The 16,565-nt window shown below is 73.7% G+C and carries 13 protein-coding genes; 9 read left to right on the forward strand and 4 right to left on the reverse strand.

The window, feature by feature from the left end; all coding sequences use genetic code 11:
* Nucleotides 1-39: 39 nt before the first annotated feature.
* On the reverse strand, nt 40-885 hold the full coding sequence (locus ACFYON_RS25070; RefSeq protein WP_355096399.1) for a peptidylprolyl isomerase: 846 nt from the start codon (nt 883-885) through the stop codon (nt 40-42).
* Nucleotides 886-972: 87 nt separating this feature from the next.
* Nucleotides 973-1,842, reverse strand: a complete 870-nt coding sequence (locus ACFYON_RS25075) for a peptidylprolyl isomerase (protein ID WP_387189131.1) — start codon at nt 1,840-1,842, stop codon at nt 973-975.
* A gap of 236 nt (nt 1,843-2,078) precedes the next feature.
* Between ACFYON_RS25075 and ACFYON_RS25080 the strand changes: the two genes are divergently transcribed.
* The 4 genes from ACFYON_RS25080 to ACFYON_RS25095 all read left to right on the forward strand — a co-directional run bounded on the left by ACFYON_RS25080 (nt 2,079) and on the right by ACFYON_RS25095 (nt 7,481).
* Nucleotides 2,079-2,798 (forward strand): MBL fold metallo-hydrolase, encoded by a 720-nt coding sequence (locus tag ACFYON_RS25080; RefSeq protein WP_357386529.1) that lies wholly within the window; start codon nt 2,079-2,081, stop codon nt 2,796-2,798.
* Nucleotides 2,799-2,838: 40 nt separating this feature from the next.
* Nucleotides 2,839-4,179: a histidine--tRNA ligase gene (gene hisS / locus ACFYON_RS25085; protein ID WP_357477714.1), complete on the forward strand. Its 1,341-nt coding sequence runs from the start codon at nt 2,839-2,841 to the stop codon at nt 4,177-4,179.
* A gap of 51 nt (nt 4,180-4,230) precedes the next feature.
* Nucleotides 4,231-5,163 (forward strand): acyl-ACP desaturase, encoded by a 933-nt coding sequence (locus ACFYON_RS25090; RefSeq protein WP_357477717.1) that lies wholly within the window; start codon nt 4,231-4,233, stop codon nt 5,161-5,163.
* A 1,271-nt stretch (nt 5,164-6,434) separates the two neighbouring features.
* A complete protein-coding gene (locus ACFYON_RS25095; RefSeq protein ID WP_357477720.1) occupies nt 6,435-7,481 on the forward strand; it encodes an alpha-lytic protease prodomain-containing protein in 1,047 nt (348 codons plus the stop codon).
* A 59-nt stretch (nt 7,482-7,540) separates the two neighbouring features.
* Here ACFYON_RS25095 and ACFYON_RS25100 read toward each other — a convergent pair whose 3' ends face one another.
* Complete coding sequence (locus ACFYON_RS25100) at nt 7,541-8,239, reverse strand: DUF998 domain-containing protein (protein ID WP_387189132.1); 699 nt, start codon at nt 8,237-8,239, stop codon at nt 7,541-7,543.
* A 151-nt stretch (nt 8,240-8,390) separates the two neighbouring features.
* On the opposite strand from ACFYON_RS25100, the gene aspS reads away from it, so the two are divergent.
* From aspS to ACFYON_RS25115, 3 genes are all read left to right on the forward strand, one after another.
* Entirely contained in the window at nt 8,391-10,214 is a 1,824-nt protein-coding gene (gene aspS / locus ACFYON_RS25105) for an aspartate--tRNA ligase (RefSeq protein ID WP_387189142.1), read from the forward strand.
* Nucleotides 10,215-10,448: 234 nt separating this feature from the next.
* Entirely contained in the window at nt 10,449-11,063 is a 615-nt protein-coding gene (locus ACFYON_RS25110) for a winged helix-turn-helix domain-containing protein (RefSeq protein ID WP_387189133.1), read from the forward strand.
* The gene (locus ACFYON_RS25115) at nt 11,060-12,418 is read left to right on the forward strand and encodes an MFS transporter (RefSeq protein WP_387189134.1); all 1,359 of its coding nucleotides are present in this window, start codon (nt 11,060-11,062) and stop codon (nt 12,416-12,418) included. Before ACFYON_RS25110 ends, ACFYON_RS25115 begins: the two co-directional genes overlap by 4 nt.
* Nucleotides 12,419-12,571: 153 nt before the next feature.
* Here ACFYON_RS25115 and ACFYON_RS25120 read toward each other — a convergent pair whose 3' ends face one another.
* A complete protein-coding gene (locus ACFYON_RS25120) occupies nt 12,572-12,706 on the reverse strand; it encodes a hypothetical protein (RefSeq protein ID WP_357477732.1) in 135 nt (44 codons plus the stop codon).
* 227 nt (nt 12,707-12,933) lie between these two features.
* Between ACFYON_RS25120 and ACFYON_RS25125 the strand changes: the two genes are divergently transcribed.
* Together ACFYON_RS25125 and ACFYON_RS25130 are read left to right on the forward strand one after the other, a co-directional pair.
* Nucleotides 12,934-13,146 (forward strand): hypothetical protein, encoded by a 213-nt coding sequence (locus ACFYON_RS25125; RefSeq protein ID WP_018785054.1) that lies wholly within the window; start codon nt 12,934-12,936, stop codon nt 13,144-13,146.
* Nucleotides 13,147-13,220: 74 nt separating this feature from the next.
* Nucleotides 13,221-14,711 (forward strand): replication-associated recombination protein A, encoded by a 1,491-nt coding sequence (locus ACFYON_RS25130; RefSeq protein ID WP_387189135.1) that lies wholly within the window; start codon nt 13,221-13,223, stop codon nt 14,709-14,711.
* Nucleotides 14,712-16,565: the final 1,854 nt, after the last annotated feature.

The following is a 16,565-nucleotide window of genomic DNA, read 5'->3' on the forward strand; positions in this document are numbered from 1 at the left end:
ATCCGCAGCCGGCGGGCGCTTCGTCGTCGTGGGGTGCGGTCAGCCGCCCTGGATCGGGCTCATGGTCACCTTGGTCATGGTGATCTCCTTCTTCGGGTGGCCGCCGCCGGCCTGCTTGGCGAACGCGCCGTCGTCACCGGCCGCGGCGACCTGCTTCACCACGTCCATGCCGACGGTGATGGTGCCCAGCACCGTGTAGTTCGGGTCGAGCGGCGAGTCGCCGTACACGATGAAGAACTGGCTGCCGGTGCTGCCCGGCTGGTTGGACTTCGCCATCGCGATGACGCCCTCCGGGTACGGCGGGCGCTTGTCGGTGGGCAGGTTCTCCTCGGCCAGGTTGTACGACGGCCCGCCGATGCCGTCGGTGTCCCGCCAGCCCTTCCCGGTGGCGCTCGGGTCGCCGCACTGGAGCACCTTGATGCCCTCGGTAACCAGCCGGTGGCACTTGGTGTTGTTGTAGAAGCCCTTCTCCGTCAGATGCGTGAAGCTACCGGCGGTGCAGGGCACCTTGGCGCGGTCGATCTTGGCGGTGATCTGGCCCAGGTTGGTGTCGATGGTCAGCGTCTGGGTGCCCTTGCCCGCCTGCTGGGCCGGCGGCAGGCCGACGTCCTTGATCTGCGGCGGCCGGCCCTCCTTGGGCACCTCCGTGTACGCGCACTGCACGGAGCCCGCGCCGGTGGCGCCGCCCGCCTGCTGCTCGTCGTCGTCACCGCCGAGCGAGGTGGCCAGCCAGACCGTGCCGGCCACGACGAGCACAAGCACCGCGGCGGCTCCGACGATCGCCTGGGTCTGCCGGCGCTTACGGGCCCGGCCGGCCCGCTCCGCCATCTCCCGTTCGAGCTTGGCTCGCGCCGCCGCGCGCTGGCGGTCTCTGGTGGACGTCACGGTCACTCCTCACCTGCTGCGTATGGGTCGGCGCGCGCGCCGGATCATGTCTGACACCGCCGGCGGCCGCCGGATCGGCTTGTCGGGTCAGCCCGCGCTGGCGCTGGGCGACGGCGCGGGGCTGCCGGCCGGTGCCGCGCCGGGCTCGCCGACGGTCACGCTCTGGACCAGCACCTGCGTCTTCGGCTTGACCTTGGCGCCATTGCCATTGTCCACCGTCGGCAGGGCGCCGATCTTCTCCACCACGTCGAGGCCGCCGGTGACCTTGCCGACCACGGAGTAGGCCGGCTTGGCCGGGCTGGCGTCCTTGAAGAAGATCAGGAACTGGCTGCCGTTGCTGCCCGGCGGGTTGCCGACCATGGCGACCGTGCCCTTCGGGTACGCCGGGGGCTGCCCGGGCGCCGGGGAGGCCGACGGGTCGGGCTCCGGCGCGGTCGGGACGTTCTCGTCGTAGAACGAGTAGGTCGGGCCGCCGAGCCCGGTGCCCGTGGGGTCGCCGCAGCGCAGCGCGCCCTCGGCGGTGATCTCGTGGCAGGTGGTGTTGTCGAAGAACGACCGGCCGGCCAGGTAGCTCAGGCTCGCCGCGCCGCACGGCGCGTCGGTCTGGTCCAGCTCCACCGTGATCGGCCCACCCTGGTTGGTGGTGATCGTCATCGGGCGGGTGCCCGAGGTGGGCAGGCCAGTGGTGGGCGGCTGGCCGACGTCCTTGAGGTTGGTGTTGACGGCGCCGTCCTCGGCGGTCCAGAGGCAGACGTCCTCGGCGGCCTTCTTCTCCGGCTCGGAGTCGAACGCGCCGAGCGCCCAGGCGGAGCCGGCCACGATCAGCACGAGCACCACCGCGGCACCGACGCCGGCCCGGATCTGCCGGCGGCGCTTCGCGGCCGCCGCCCGCCGGGCGAGCTGCCGATCGAGTTTGGCGCGCGCCAGTTTGCGCTGCCGGTCCCTGCTGGAAGCCACGTGTGCTCCCCTTCCTCTGCCTGATCGCCGCCGGCGCCGGGCGCCGTCCGCCGTTCCGATCGGGGTGCGCCACGCCACACGCCCGCCAGAGTGTACGGGTAGCGACTGTGAATGTGGTGTACGAGGTCCCGCCGTCTCAGCCCGGCCGGGGCAGGCGGGGCCGGTGGCGGGCGCAACCCGCTCGCCGCTGCGACTAGGCTGCAGGGGGACGACGACCGGACGGAAAGGGGAGCGACGTGCTCGTGGCCGGCTTTCCCGCGGACGCCTTCGGCACCAACTGCTATGTGGTGGCGACCGGGCCGGGGGAGCAGTGCGTGGTGGTCGACCCCGGCATCGGGGTGCTCGACCAGCTCGACGCCGTGCTCGCCGAGCACCGCCTGCACCCGGCCGCCGTGCTGCTCACCCACGGCCACCTGGACCACACGTTCTCCGTCGCCCCGGTCTGTGGCGCGCGGGGCATCCCCGCCTACGTCCACCCGGACGACCGGGAACTGCTGGCCGACCCGAGCAAGGCGCTGTCGATGGACCTGACCCAGTTGTTCGGCGGCCGGCTGCCGTACGCCGAACCGGACGACGTGGCCGAGCTGACCGACGGCGCGACGCTGTCGCTCGCCGGGTTGGAGATCACCGTCGACCACGCTCCCGGCCATACCGGCGGGTCGGTGCTGTTCCGGTTGCCCGGCGCCGGCTCGCCCTGGGAGGCGGAGCAGATCTGCCTCTCCGGTGACGTGCTGTTCGCCGGCTCGATCGGCCGCACCGACCTGCCGGGCGGCAGCATGCCCCGGATGCTGTCCAGCCTGCGGGACAAGGTGCTCCCGCTGGCCGACGACACGGTCGTCCTGCCCGGCCACGGCCCCGCGACCACGATCGGCCGCGAGCGCGCGACAAACCCGTTCCTCGTCGAGGTGGCGGGCACCGGCGGCGCGCGCCCGGCCGCGCCCACCCGAGGCCTCTAGACCCTCGCCCGCGCCCGCGCGGGTTCTCAAGGAGTTCGTGATGAGCAAGCCCACGCCCATTTCCGGCTTCCCGGAGTGGACCACCGCCCAGCGGATGATCGAGCAGTTCGTTCTCGATCGCATCCGCGCCACGTTCGAGCTGTACGGCTTCGCGCCACTGGAGACCCGCTCGGTCGAGCCGCTGGATCAGTTGCTGCGGAAGGGGGATACCGCAAAGGAGGTCTACCTGCTGCGCCGGTTGCAGGCCGACGCCGACGGCCCGGCCGGTGACGACGCGCTCGGCCTGCACTTCGACCTGACCGTGCCGTTCGCGCGGTACGTGCTGGAGAACGCCGGCAAGCTGCAGTTCCCGTTCCGCCGCTACCAGATCCAGAAGGTCTGGCGGGGCGAGCGCCCGCAGGAGGGCCGGTACCGCGAGTTTCTCCAGGCCGACATCGACATCGTCGACCGGGACACGCTGCCGGCGCACTACGAGGCCGAGATGCCGCTGGTCATCGGCGACGCGCTGCGGTCGCTGCCGATCCCGCCGGTGCGCATCCAGGTCAACAACCGCAAGATCTGCGAGGGGTTCTACCGGGGCATCGGGCTGACGGACGCGGAGTCGGCGCTGCGTGCCGTGGACAAGCTCGACAAGATCGGTCCGACCGGGGTGACGGAGCTGCTGGCGAGCACCGCCGGGGCGAGCGAGGCACAGGCCAAGGCCGTGCTGTCGCTGGCCGAGATCTCCGCGCCGGACGCCTCCTTCGCCGACGCGGTGCGCGGCCTCGGGGTGAGCGACCCGCTGCTGGACGAGGGCGTCGCTGAGCTGACCGCGGTGGTGGAGACCGCGGCCGCGCACGCGCCCGGCCTCTGCGTGGCCGACCTGCGCATCGCGCGGGGCCTGGACTACTACACGGGTACGGTCTACGAGACGCAGATGCTCGGCTACGAGCGGTTCGGCTCGATCTGCTCCGGCGGCCGGTACGACAACCTGGCCAGCTCGGGCAACGTCCGGTTCCCCGGGGTGGGCATCTCGATCGGGGTGACCCGGCTGCTGGGCCTGCTGTTCGGCGCCGAGGCGCTGTCGGTGTCCCGTCCGGTGCCGACCTGCGTGCTGGTGGCGGTCACCGCCGAGGAGGGCCGGGCGGCCAGTGACGCGGTCGCGGCGGCGCTGCGCTCGCGCGGTGTGCCCACCGAGGTGTCCCCGTCGGCGGCCAAGTTCGGCAAGCAGATCCGGTACGCCGAGCGGCGCGGCATCCCGTACGTCTGGTTCCCCGGCGCGGACGGTGACGAGGTCAAGGACATCCGTTCCGGCGAGCAGGTGCCGGCCTCGGCGGGGGAGTGGACGCCGCCCCGGGCGGACCTGAAGCCGCTGGTCGGCCCGGCCGGCACTGGCGTCTGAAGACGTTTCGACCTACGGTGGCGTAAGTTACGCCACCGTAGGGAGAACGTCGTGACCGTGCTCAGCCAGACCGCTCTGCTCACCGAACTCGAGCCGGTGGTCGAGAAGAACCTCGACCGCCACCTGTCGCTGGCCAAGGAGTGGTTCCCGCACGAGTACGTGCCGTGGAGCGAGGGCCGCACCTTCGACGGCCCGCTGGGTGGCGAGGCGTGGTCGCCGGAGGACTCGACGCTGCCCGAGGTGGCGCGGACCGCGCTGATCGTCAACCTGCTCACCGAGGACAACCTGCCCTCGTACCACCACGAGATCGCCACGCTGTTCGGGCGCGACGGCGCGTGGGGCACCTGGGTGCACCGGTGGACCGCCGAGGAGGGCCGGCACGGCACCGCGATCCGTGACTACCTCACGGTGACCCGGGCGGTGGACCCGGTGGCGCTGGAGCGGGCCCGCATGGTGCACATGTCGGCGGGCTACCAGAACGCGCACGACCAGGAGATGCTGCACTCGCTGGCGTACGTGTCGTTCCAGGAGCTGGCGACGCGCATCTCGCACCGCAACACCGGCCGGGCCACCGGCGACCCGACGTGCGAGGCGCTGCTGGCCCGGGTGGCCGCGGACGAGAACCTGCACATGGTCTTCTACCGCAACCTGCTCGGCGCCGCGTTCGAGCTGGCCCCGTCGCAGGCCATGCGCGCGGTCGCCGACGTGCTGGCCGACTTCCAGATGCCGGGCGTGGGCATCGACGGCTTCGCCCGCAAGTCGGTGGCGATCGCGCTGGCCGGCATCTACGACCTGCGCCAGCACCGCGACGACGTGGTGATGCCCGTGTTGCGGCAGTGGAACCTGTTCGAGGTGACCGGCCTGAACGCCGACGGCGAGGCCGCCCGGGACGAGATCGCCGCCCACCTGGACACCCTGGAGACCCAGGCGTCCCGCTTCGAGGAGAGGCGCGCGGCCAGGGCCACTCGCCTGCTTGTGCGCTAGCCCCACCCCGCTCCTCCCCGCCCGAAGCGAGCTACCGAGAATCCTCGGGATGGCGTGGCGGAGCATGCCCGCCCCTGGTGCCTCGGTGGTCAATGCACACGCGTTTCGACGTGCTCAATACGGCTCGTCGGATCGAAGCCGCAGCTAGGCACACATTTTCTGCAGCCGATAAACGCAGGTCGTAAATCGGTTGACATCGCGGGCAGGGTGATGATGGCCGATCAGAGATGGTCATGCATCTATCTATCTGATAACGTTCTGCTCAACGCACGAGGTCGTCAAAATGACGACCTCGTGTGCCGGAACCTGCCGACGAGAAAGGTGCTCCCTATGCGACGAGGGGTAAAGCGAGCGATCACTGCGGTGGCAGCCACGGGGCTTGCTCTGGCGGCTATTCCCGGCACGCCCGCCTTCGCCATCTCGAAGGTGTCATGCACTAGTTCTACCGTGGACATCATTACGGCTCTGAACTATCACCACTGCTACAGTGGCGCGGGTAAGGTATACACGACCATCAACAGTGTGGTTCGTATCAAGGCCGGGAGCAACACGGCTTTCGTAACGCTCTCGAACGGCGACGTAATCTTCTACAACCCCGGTGAGTCCACGAGTTTCGCAGCCCCCGGCAGGACTATTACGGCGGTCCAGATCGTCTAGTCGCGATGCGCTGACTCGCCGTGGTGCGTTGTTTTTCAGTGCGCCCAGACCGGAGCTTGGCGGGCACCCTGAATGAAGGCTGGTAATGCCAGCAGCAAGCCCTGAGCGCCCTAGTGGGCGTTCAGGGCTTGCTTCATTGCCTTGGCGGAAAATTGTTCCGTATCGGATGCGCACCCTGGTCGTGCTCTGCCCGATCTTCGACGGCGTGCGCCGTTGAAGGCGTACGGGCCTTCCGCGCTCGGCGTTGACCAGTGCTCGGCTGGGGTGGGCGCCACCTGGCCGACCCGGAGGGCTCGCTGCTGGGCGTGCGCACCGCGGCTGCGGCGGCGAGGTCCGGTCGGCTCGCGCTGCGCCGAGGGGTGCGAGGTTGCCGAGCCGCGCGGAGTGCCGGGGTCCACCCCCGCGACCCTGAACCGGCTCTGACAGATGGTGTCGATGTTGTTGCTTCGGCGTTACATCGCGCGCGGGTGCGAATCCGGGCAAAGGTATGTCTTGTTTATGATCTTAAATGTGTGAATACTTTGGGCATCCGGGAGGTTTCCCCAGGTCACCCGGGTTGTCCTCGGGCGCGCCCCCATGACAGCGCCCGTTCACCCCCATTCGGAGGTTGTTACATGCGACCCACGAGGTCCACGCTCCGCCGCGCCGCCGCAGTCGCCGTCGCCGGCACCCTGGTCACCGGCTCGCTGCTCGGCGCACCCGCGCAGGCCGCCCCCACGGCCCTCTCGCCGGACGCCGCCGCCACCCTCGTCGAGAAGCTCGGTGCCCGCGCGGCCGGCACGTACGCCGACGCCAGCGGCAAGATGATCGTCACGGTGACCGACACCGCGACCGCCCGCCAGGTGCGCGACGCCGGCGCCATCCCGAAGATCGTGGCGCGCGGCGCGGACAAGCTCAACGCCGCCACCAGCGAGCTGGAGCGCTCCGCCAAGATCCCCGGCACCGCCTGGTGGACCGACCCGGCCACGAACCAGGTCGTCGTCTCCGTCGACAGCACCGTCACCGGCGCCAAGCTGGAGCGGGTCAAGGCCGCCGCCGCCCGTCACAACGGCGCGATCCGCATCGAGGCCGAGGCCGGCACGCTCAGCACCCGGATCTCCGGCGGCCAGGCGATCTACGCCAGCGGCGGCCGGTGCTCGCTCGGCTTCAACGTGCGCAGCGGTTCGACGTACTACTTCCTCACCGCCGGGCACTGCACCAACATCGGCTCGACCTGGTACTCCAACTCCAGCCGCACCACCGTGCTCGGCACCCGGACCGGCACCAGCTTCCCGGGCAACGACTACGGCATCGTCCGGCACAGCAACTCGGCCAACGCGGCCGGCAACGTCTCGCTCTACAACGGCAGCTTCCAGGACATCACCTCGGCCGGCAACGCGTACGTCGGCCAGTCCGTCCGCCGTTCCGGCAGCACCACCGGCCTGCGCAGCGGCAGCGTCAGCGCGCTCAACGCGACCGTGAACTACGCCGAGGGCAGCGTCTCCGGCCTCATCCGCACCAACGTCTGCGCCGAGCCGGGCGACAGCGGCGGCTCGCTGTTCGCCGGCACCGTCGCGCTGGGCCTCACCTCCGGCGGCAGCGGCAACTGCTCCTCCGGCGGCACGACCTACTTCCAGCCGGTCACCGAGGCGCTCAGCCGCTACGGCGTGAGCGTCTTCTGATCCACGCACTCCCACGAACGGGCCGTCGGGTGACCGGCGGCCCGTTCCGCGTACCCGTCTCAGGTGCCCGCGCCGAGGCGGCCCGGACCGAGCGGCGGGCCGTCCGGCCGGGGCGGCTCCGACGGCCGGGCCGTCCAGTGCCGGTGGGCCCGCCGCGCGGACAGCACCGCCGCCAGCGGCCAGAGCGTCACCGCGAGCGCGGCCACCCGCCCGGCCAGCCCGGTCCGGGAGCCGCCCGTCACCTCCGCCGCCGACCAGCCGAACAACGCCAGCAGCACCGCCGTCACGGCCAGCGCCACCGGCCGGCGGAACGCCCACGGCGGCCGGCCCGCCGGGGAGGCGGCCACCTCGCGCGGCACCCTGCGGGGCAGGCGCAGCGCCGTGCCGGCCGGCCAGAGCGCCAGCGCGAGCACCGCCACAGTGGCCACCACCCCGTGCGCCGGGGAGCCGCCCACCTGCGGCCGGGGGAACGCGATGAGCGCCACCGTGGCCACCCCGCCGACCGCGAGCAGGAAGCGGCTGGGCAGCCCGGCGGCGTGCAGCGCGGCGGCGGTGGCGCAGTAGCAGCAGCCGAGCAGCACCAGCGCGCCGCCCATCAGCCACGGATCGGTCGCGCCCTCGCCGGCCAGCTCGCTGATCGTGTCCCGCACCGGGTCGTACCCCGGCCCCTGGCGGGCACCCGCCACCGTCCAGCCCGCCACCAGCAGCGCGGGCGCGGCGGCCGCGGTGGCCACGGCCCAGCTCGGTACGGCACGCACCCGGCCACGGTAAACCGCCGGACCCGGCCCGCACCGCGCTTTCGCCACGCACCCGGGGCGGCCCGGCTCGACGGGTGCCGGGGAGCGGGCCCGCCCGTCCTGACAGAATGCGGGGGAGCAGTGAGTGGACCAGATTGAGGAGACGCCAGCCGTGATCCGTACCCACAATGCCGGAAGCCTGCGCGCCGCGGACGCCGGCTCGACGGTGACGCTCGCCGGGTGGGTGGCCCGCCGGCGCGACCACGGCGGTGTCATCTTCGTCGACCTGCGTGACGCCTCCGGCGTGGTGCAGGTGGTCTTCCGCGAGGAGGACGCGCACGCGCTGCGCAACGAGTTCTGCGTCAAGGTCACCGGCGAGGTGACCCGCCGTCCGGAGGGCAACGAGAATCCGGACCTGCCCACCGGCGAGGTCGAGGTGACCGCGTCCGCGCTGGAGGTGCTCTCCGAGGCCGCGCCGCTGCCGCTGCCGGTGGACGACCAGATCGAGGCCGGTGACGACATCCGGCTCAAGTACCGCTACCTGGACCTGCGGCGGGGCGGCCCGGCCAAGGCCATGCGGCTGCGCTCGCGGGCCAACCAGATCGCCCGGGGCGTGCTGCACGAGCGCGACTTCCTGGAGATCGAGACGCCGACGCTGACCCGCTCCACCCCGGAGGGCGCCCGCGACTTCCTGGTGCCGGTGCGGCTCCAGCCGGGCAGCTGGTACGCGTTGCCGCAGTCGCCGCAGCTGTTCAAGCAGCTGCTGATGGTCGGCGGCATGGAGCGGTACTACCAGATCGCCCGCTGCTACCGCGACGAGGACTTCCGCGCCGACCGGCAGCCGGAGTTCACCCAGCTCGACATCGAGATGTCGTTCGTCACCGAGGACGACGTGATCGACCTCGGCGAGGCGATCGTCTCGGCGCTGTGGAAGGACCTCGCCGGCTACGAGATCGCCCGGCCGATCCCGCGCATCACCTGGCACGACGCCATGTCCCGCTACGGCTCGGACAAGCCGGACCTGCGCTACGGCGTGGAGCTGACCGAGCTGACCGACTACCTGCGCGGCACCGAGTTCCGGGTGTTCGCCGGCGCGATCGACGCGGGCGGCTACGTGGGCGCGGTGGTCATGCCCGGCGGCGCGTCGCAGACCCGCAAGGAACTGGACGGCTGGCAGGACTGGGCCAAGGCGCGCGGCGCGCGCGGCCTGGCGTACGTGGTGCTGGACGCGGAGACCGGCGAGGCGCGCGGCCCGGTGGCGAAGAACCTGTCCGAGGCGCACCTGTCCGGCCTGGCCGACGCGGTCGGCGCGAAGCCCGGCGACGCGGTCTTCTTCGCCGCGAGCACGAACACCCGCGAGGCGCAGGAGCTGCTCGGCGCGGCCCGGATCGAGATCGCCAAGCGGGCGAACCTGATCGACGAGAGCGCCTGGGCGTTCTGCTGGGTGGTGGACGCGCCCATGTTCGAGCCGACCTCCGACCAGGAGAACGGCGGAGCGGGTGGCTGGACCGCCGTGCACCACCCGTTCACCTCGCCGAACGCCGAGTGGGTGGACCGGTTCGAGTCCGCGCCGGACCGGGCGCTGGCGTACGCGTACGACATCGTCTGCAACGGCAACGAGATCGGCGGCGGCTCGATCCGTATCCACCGCGGCGACGTGCAGCAGCGGGTGTTCGACCTGCTCGGCATCACCGCCGACGAGGCGCAGGACAAGTTCGGCTTCCTGCTGGAGGCGTTCAAGTACGGCGCCCCGCCGCACGGCGGCATCGCGTTCGGCTGGGACCGGGTCTGCATGCTGCTGGCCGGCGCGGACTCGATCCGCGAGGTGATCGCGTTCCCGAAGACCCGGGGCGGCTTCGACCCGCTGACCGGCGCGCCCACCCCGATCACCGGGCAGCAGCGCGCCGAGGCCGGCATCGACGCCAAGCCGAAGGCGCCGGCCGGCCCGCACGCCGGCACCGCCGGCCCGGCCGCACCGGTGGCCGACCCCACCTGATCCTCGCCTCGTCGAAAGGCCCGCGTCATGATGACGCGGGCCCTTTCGATCTTCAGGGGGAGTGATGAGACTGCTCGGTGGGTGCCAGCGGCCGGTGAGGTGGTGCTCGACTCCACCCGCGCCAACGGGCTGCTGCGGACCCGCCTGCGGGGGATCTTCGAGCTGTAGACTAGTTGCACAGATTCTTTGCAAGCATCTTGTGCACGTAAAGTGTGCACAGATATTGTGCATCTCATGGAGGAGAAGAAGGAGCGCACCGTACGCATCGACCACCGCCAGGTCCGTGCCCTGGCGCAGCCGCTGCGCATGCGGCTGGTCGGGGCGCTGCGCGTGGGCGGCCCGGCCACCGCCACCGCCCTCGCCGAGGCGCTCGGCACCAACAGCGGCGCGACCAGCTACCACCTGCGCCAACTCGCCGAGGTCGGCCTCGTGGTGGAGGACCCGAGCCTCGGCACCGGCCGCCAGCGCTACTGGCGGGCCGCGCACGACGTCACGAACTGGGAATCAAGCGACTTCGACGACGACCCCGACGCGCGGGCGGCCATCGAGTGGATCGAGGCGGACTACGTCCGCTTCTTCGCCCAGCACGCCGAACGCTGGTTCGCCCAGCGGCACCGGTGGTCGCCGGCCTGGCGCGACGGCTTCGGTATGGGTGACTTCTTCATGCGGATTCCCGCCGACCGCCTCAAGGCGATCCAGGACGAGGTCTTCGCGGTCTTCGAGCGGCACCGTGACGCCACCGACCCCGACGACCCCGCCGCCGAGACGGTGCAGTTCTACCTCGCCGCCCTGCCGATGGACGCGGCCTACCCACGGTCCACCCCGCCGCCCGCCGAGGAGAAGCCGTGACCACGCTGTCCGTACGCCAGATCCGGACCCGCTACCTCACGCTGTACGGCCTGCGCTGGCTACCAAGCGGCCTGCTCATGCCGGTGATGATCCTGCTGATGCAGGAGCGCGGGCTCACGCTGTCCCAGATCGGCCTCGTCGCCACCGCGCAGGGCCTCGTCGTGCTGGCGCTGGAACTGCCCACCGGCGGCTTCGCCGACGCGCTCGGGCGCAAACCGGTGCTGGTCGTCGCCTGGGTGCTCGGCCTGGGCTCGCTGGCGCTGATGGCGGTGGCCGACTCGTTCTGGATGTTCTTCCTGGTCTGGGCATTGCAGGGCGTCTACCGGGCGCTCGACAGCGGTCCGATGGAATCCTGGTACGTCGACGCCACGCTCGCCGTCGACCCGAAGGCCGAGTACGAGCGCGGCCTCGGCTGGGCCGGCACCGTGATCGGTGTCGCCATCGGCGCGGGCGCCCTGCTCAGCGGCGGCCTGGTCGCGCTCGGCCCGGTCGGCCCGGTCAGTGCCCTCGCGCTGCCGGTGATCGTCGCCGCCGTCCTCCAGGCCGTCTCCATCGTGGCGCTGCTGGCGCTGATGGCCGAGCGGCGGCCCGCGTCCGGCCCGGCCGCGCTGCGCGCCTCCGTGGTCGACGCGCCCCGGATGGTCGGGCAGGCAGTCGGGTTGCTGCGCCGCAACCGGGTGCTCGCGGCCCTGGTCGCCGTCGAACTGTTCTGGGGCTTCGGCATGGTCACGTTCGAGTCGCTGCTGCCGGTGCGCCTCGCCGAGGTGCTCGGCGACCCGGACCGCGCTGCGGCGCTGCTCGGCCCGGCCAGCACGGCGGCCTGGCTCGCCAACGCCGCCGGCGCCGCCCTCACCCCGTTCCTGCTGCGCCGTCTCGGCGCCGCCCCGGCCGCCGCGCTGATGCGGATCCTGCAGGGCGTGACGGTGGTCGGCATGGGCCTGCTGGCCGGCCCGGTCGGCATCCTCATCGCCTTCCTGGCCTGCTACACCGTGCACGGCGCGTCGAACCCGCTGCACATGGGACTGCTGCACCGGCAGGTCGACGGGCCGTACCGGACGAGTGTGCTGTCGCTCAACTCGATGGCCGCCCAGCCGGCCAGCGCGCTCGGCGCGGTCACGCTCACCGCGCTGGCCGACGCCACGAGCGTCGGCGTCGCCATGGTCGTCGGCGGTGTGGTGCTGGCAGTGGCCGCGCCGCTCTACCTGCCGGCCTGGCGCGCCGGTCGCCGTACCCCGCCGGGCACCACTGTGGAACCGGAGGTGACCAGTGGCGGCCCCGGCCACGCCGGCCTGGTCGCCGAGCCCGGCCCGTCCCACGACGCGACCGCCGCAGCGGCCCCCGCCGGCCGCGCCTGAGCCCGGCCCCCGCACCCGGCCCGGGCCCCCGTTGCGAGCCGCTCACATGCCGGTGGCCCTCCGCTGAGTGGAACGTCATGGGTGTCTCAGCCGTCGTTTGACACCCATGGCGTTCCACTCACGCGGAAGCGGGCCCGGGCGGGGCGCTGCGGGTCAGGCGAGCGTGACGGAGGTGCGGCGTCCGGCGGCGGTGAAGCCGAGCCGCCGGTACAGCCGGATCGCGCCCACGTTGTCCGGGTGGACGCCCAGCGCCACGACGTCGTACCTGCCGAACAGGGCACGCGTCATCCGGCGGTCAGCGCCGCGCCCAGCCCTCGGCCGCGATCCGCGCCGCAGGCGAGCAGCGCGGCCCGCCCGGTCAACACCTCGTCGACCGTGATCATTCCGTCAGCGTACGAGCATCAGGGCCGGTGCCGGAGGTCGAGCCACCGTCCGTTCCACGGTGGAGATTGACGAACAGACCGATTGGGTACATCCGTCGCCGACCTGCTGGGAACCCCCACCGGAGGAACGACATGCTCGCCATTCTCGCGGCCATCGTGTTCGGCTTCGCGCTGCTGCTCGACTTCATGAACACCGACCTCGGCGCGCCCGATCTGTTCAGCACCTCGACCCTCATGCTCATCGGCTTCCTGCTGCTCTCGCTCTACCTGGCCGGCGTCGGCTCCGGCCCGCGCGGCGGCGGTGGCGGCCGGTGGTACCGGGGCCGGCGGCCGGGTCGCGGCTGACCGGAAAAGACCACCCGGGTCGGGTCGGCGGCGCGATTCCGGCGTCGTCGGCCCGGCCCGGTACTGTTCTCGTGATGGAATCGGACGCCCTCTTCACCCTCGGCGAGCCGGCCGGCGCACCCGCGGGCGCGGGCGGCACCGACGGCTTCACCGACACCCGGGCGGATTCGCCCCTGCCTGTGCGGATGCGGCCGGCGGGCATCGACGAGCTGGTCGGGCAGGAACACCTGCTCGCGCCGGGGGCCCCGCTGCGTCAGCTGGTCGAGGGCGCGGCGCCGATGTCGGTGATCCTCTGGGGGCCGCCGGGCAGCGGCAAGACCACCATCGCCCACCTCGTGGCCCGGGCCACCGACCGGCGGTTCGTGGCGATGTCCGCGCTGACCGCAGGCGTGAAGGACGTCCGTGCCGTGATCGACACCGCCCGTCGCCAACGCCGGTCCGGCGGCCCGCCCACGGTGCTGTTCATCGACGAGGTGCACCGGTTCAGCAAGACCCAGCAGGACTCGCTTCTCGCCGCCGTCGAGGACCGTACCGTCACGCTGCTCGCGGCGACCACGGAGAACCCGTACTTCTCGGTCATCTCGCCGTTGCTGTCACGCTGCGTGCTGCTCACCCTCCAGGCGCTCGACGACGACGACGTACGCGGGCTGCTGCGCCGCGCGGTGGCCGACGAGCGCGGGCTCGGCGGCGCGCTGGTGCTGGCCGAGGAGGCGGAGGACCACCTGGTCCGGCTCGCCGGGGGCGACGTGCGCAAGGCGCTCACCGCGCTGGAGGCGGCGGCGGCCACCGCCACAGCGCTCGGCACCGGCCGGATCGACCTGGCCGTGGCCGAACAGGCGGTCGACGTGGCGGCCGTGCGCTACGACCGGGACGGCGACGCGCACTACGACGTGACGAGCGCGTTCATCAAGAGCCTGCGCGGCTCGGACGTGGACGCGGCACTGCACTGGCTGGCCCGGATGCTGGTGGCCGGGGAGGACGCCCGGTTCATCGCCCGCCGGCTGGTGATCTTCGCCAGTGAGGACGTCGGCATGGCCGATCCCACCGCCCTGACAGTGGCCACCGCCACCGCACACGCGGTCGAGTACGTGGGCCTGCCGGAGGCGCGGCTCAACCTGTCCCAGGCGGTCATCCACCTGGCCACCGCGCCGAAGTCCAACTCGGCCACCACCGCGATCGGCGCCGCCGTCGCCGACGTACGCGCGGGTCGCGGAGGCCCGGTGCCACGTGGGCTGCGCGACGCCCACTACTCCGGCGCGCGCGGCCTCGGCCACGGCGCCGGCTACCGCTACCCGCACGACGACCACCGGGGGGTGGTCACCCAGCAGTACGCTCCGGACGACCTCGTCGGAACCGACTACTACCAGCCCAGCGGGCACGGTGCGGAGCGGGCGGTGGCCACCCGGCTGCCGCTGCTGCGCCGGATCGTGCGCGGGCTGCCGGCTCCGGCGACCCGGGCGGAGGCCGGCGCCCCGGCCGCCGCAAACGGGGCCCGGGTGGGGGACGGCGAGCAGGCCAGCGGGGCGAGTGAGGGCGGCAGCGACGCCGCCGAGGGGGGTCAGTAGTGATGGCGCGTGGTCCGGAGCGGCCGGCGGACGGCCCCGACGAGCGGCGCGACCCGCGGGGCAAGGGCCGCCGGTGGGGACGTGGCCGACCCGAGCCCGAGTTGGACCCGACCGTCGTCGGCGAGGAACTCGGCTGGATCGACGACCTGCGCACCGCCAAGCAGCAGGGCGGTGAACTCGGGCCGGACGGCGATCTCGCCGCACCGCGCCCCGGCGCCGACCCGTCGCGGCCCGGCCCGGCCCGGCCGGCCGCCCCCGGCCCGGGCCCCGGCATGCCGCCGCCCGCCGGCCGCACGGCCCCGCGGCCCCCGGCTCCGGGCGCACCGCCGCTCTCGACCGGTCAGCCGGTGCCGCCTCCGTCGGCAGCCCCGCCCGGTGCGCCGCCGGCCGCCGCGCCCCAGGTTCCGGGCCGGCCCGTACCGCCCCCGGCCGTCGCACCGCAGACCCCGGGCCGTGCCCGGCCGAGCGGGCCCGTCCCGGGCGACCGAACCGACCCGACGATGCCCCCCGCGACCGGCCGTTCCGGCCCGGCGGCGCCCCTGGCCGCGGGCCGTCCCGGCGCCGCCGTGCCGCCGACCCCCGGACGGCCGGGCGTGGACTCGCCCGCGTCCCCGGGCCGGCCCGGCACGGGCCCGCCCCCGGCCGGGCGTCCGGTCGGGGACCCGTCGTCGGGGGTCCGCCCACCGGCGGTGGACGCGCCCTCCGGCGGTGGTCGGCGCGGTCCGGAGACGCCCGGCGATGGCCGGCCCGGTCCACGTCCCCCGGTCATGCGCCGCCCCGACGGGCCCGGTCCGGCCGCGCCGCCGGTGCGACCCGCCGGCCCCGAGACGGGCGCCCCGCGCCGGGCCGCCGACGGTCCCTGGCCCGGCGGCCCCCAAACCGCCACCCCGCGCCGCCCCGTCGACGGTCCCTGGCCCGGCGTGCCCGAGGCGCCCCGTCCGCCGGATGCGCCGTACCGCCGCCGCGCGGACGGACCGACCGGCCAGCAGCCGCCGGTCGCCGGCGACCGTGTCCCACCCGGCCCGCCGCCGTCCGGCCGGGTGCCCGCCGACCTGGGCCGGCCGCCCGCCGACGGCGACCCCCGCGTACCGCCGACCCCCCGCGGCCGGCACGGCGCCGCCGGGCCGGAGGGCCCGCACCCGGCCGGAGGCGATCCGACAATCCCGCCGGCCCCGGTCGGACGACGAGCCCGACCAGACGACACCGCCGGCATCCAGCCGGTCTCCGGTGGGGCCCGCCGGGCCCGTACCGACGATGTTCCGCCCGGCACCCGGCCGGTCTCCGGCGCGGGCCGCCGCGCCGCGCCGGACGGCGGCGTGCCCGGCGGTCCGGCCGGTCGAGCCGTTCCGGACGCCGCTCCGGTCTCCGGAGGCGGGCGACGCGCGCGGCGTGAGGAGCCCACCGCCGGTCACCACGTGCCCGGATCCGCGGCGGTACCCGCGCCGGGTGCCGGCCGGCGGGCCGCCCAGGACCAAGCCCCGGTCGTGCCGCGCAGCGGAAACGCGCCGGACCTGCCGGGCGCGCCGGTGTCCGGCGGCCCGACGACCGGCCCGACCCCGTCCGCCGTCCGTCGTGGCACGCCCGGCGGCCGGAGCGCCGCACCCGAGGTGCCCGGCGGCCGGGGTGCCGCGCCTGACGTGTCCCGTGGCCGGGATGCCGCACCTGACATGTCCCGTGGCCGGGATGCCGCGTCCGGCGTATCCAGTGGCCGGGGCGCCGCGCCGGAGGCGTCCGCTGGCCGGGCCGGTGTCGCCGTCCCGCCGGTGCGTCCCGAGCCGGGCTCCCGGCGACCCGGGCAGTCCGGTCCCGGTGCGCCGGAGCGTGCCGAACCGGCCGGCCCGCAGCTCCGCCCCG

It is taken from the genome of Micromonospora sp. NPDC005686, from assembly GCF_042871665.1.
GTDB lineage: Bacteria > Actinomycetota > Actinomycetes > Mycobacteriales > Micromonosporaceae > Micromonospora.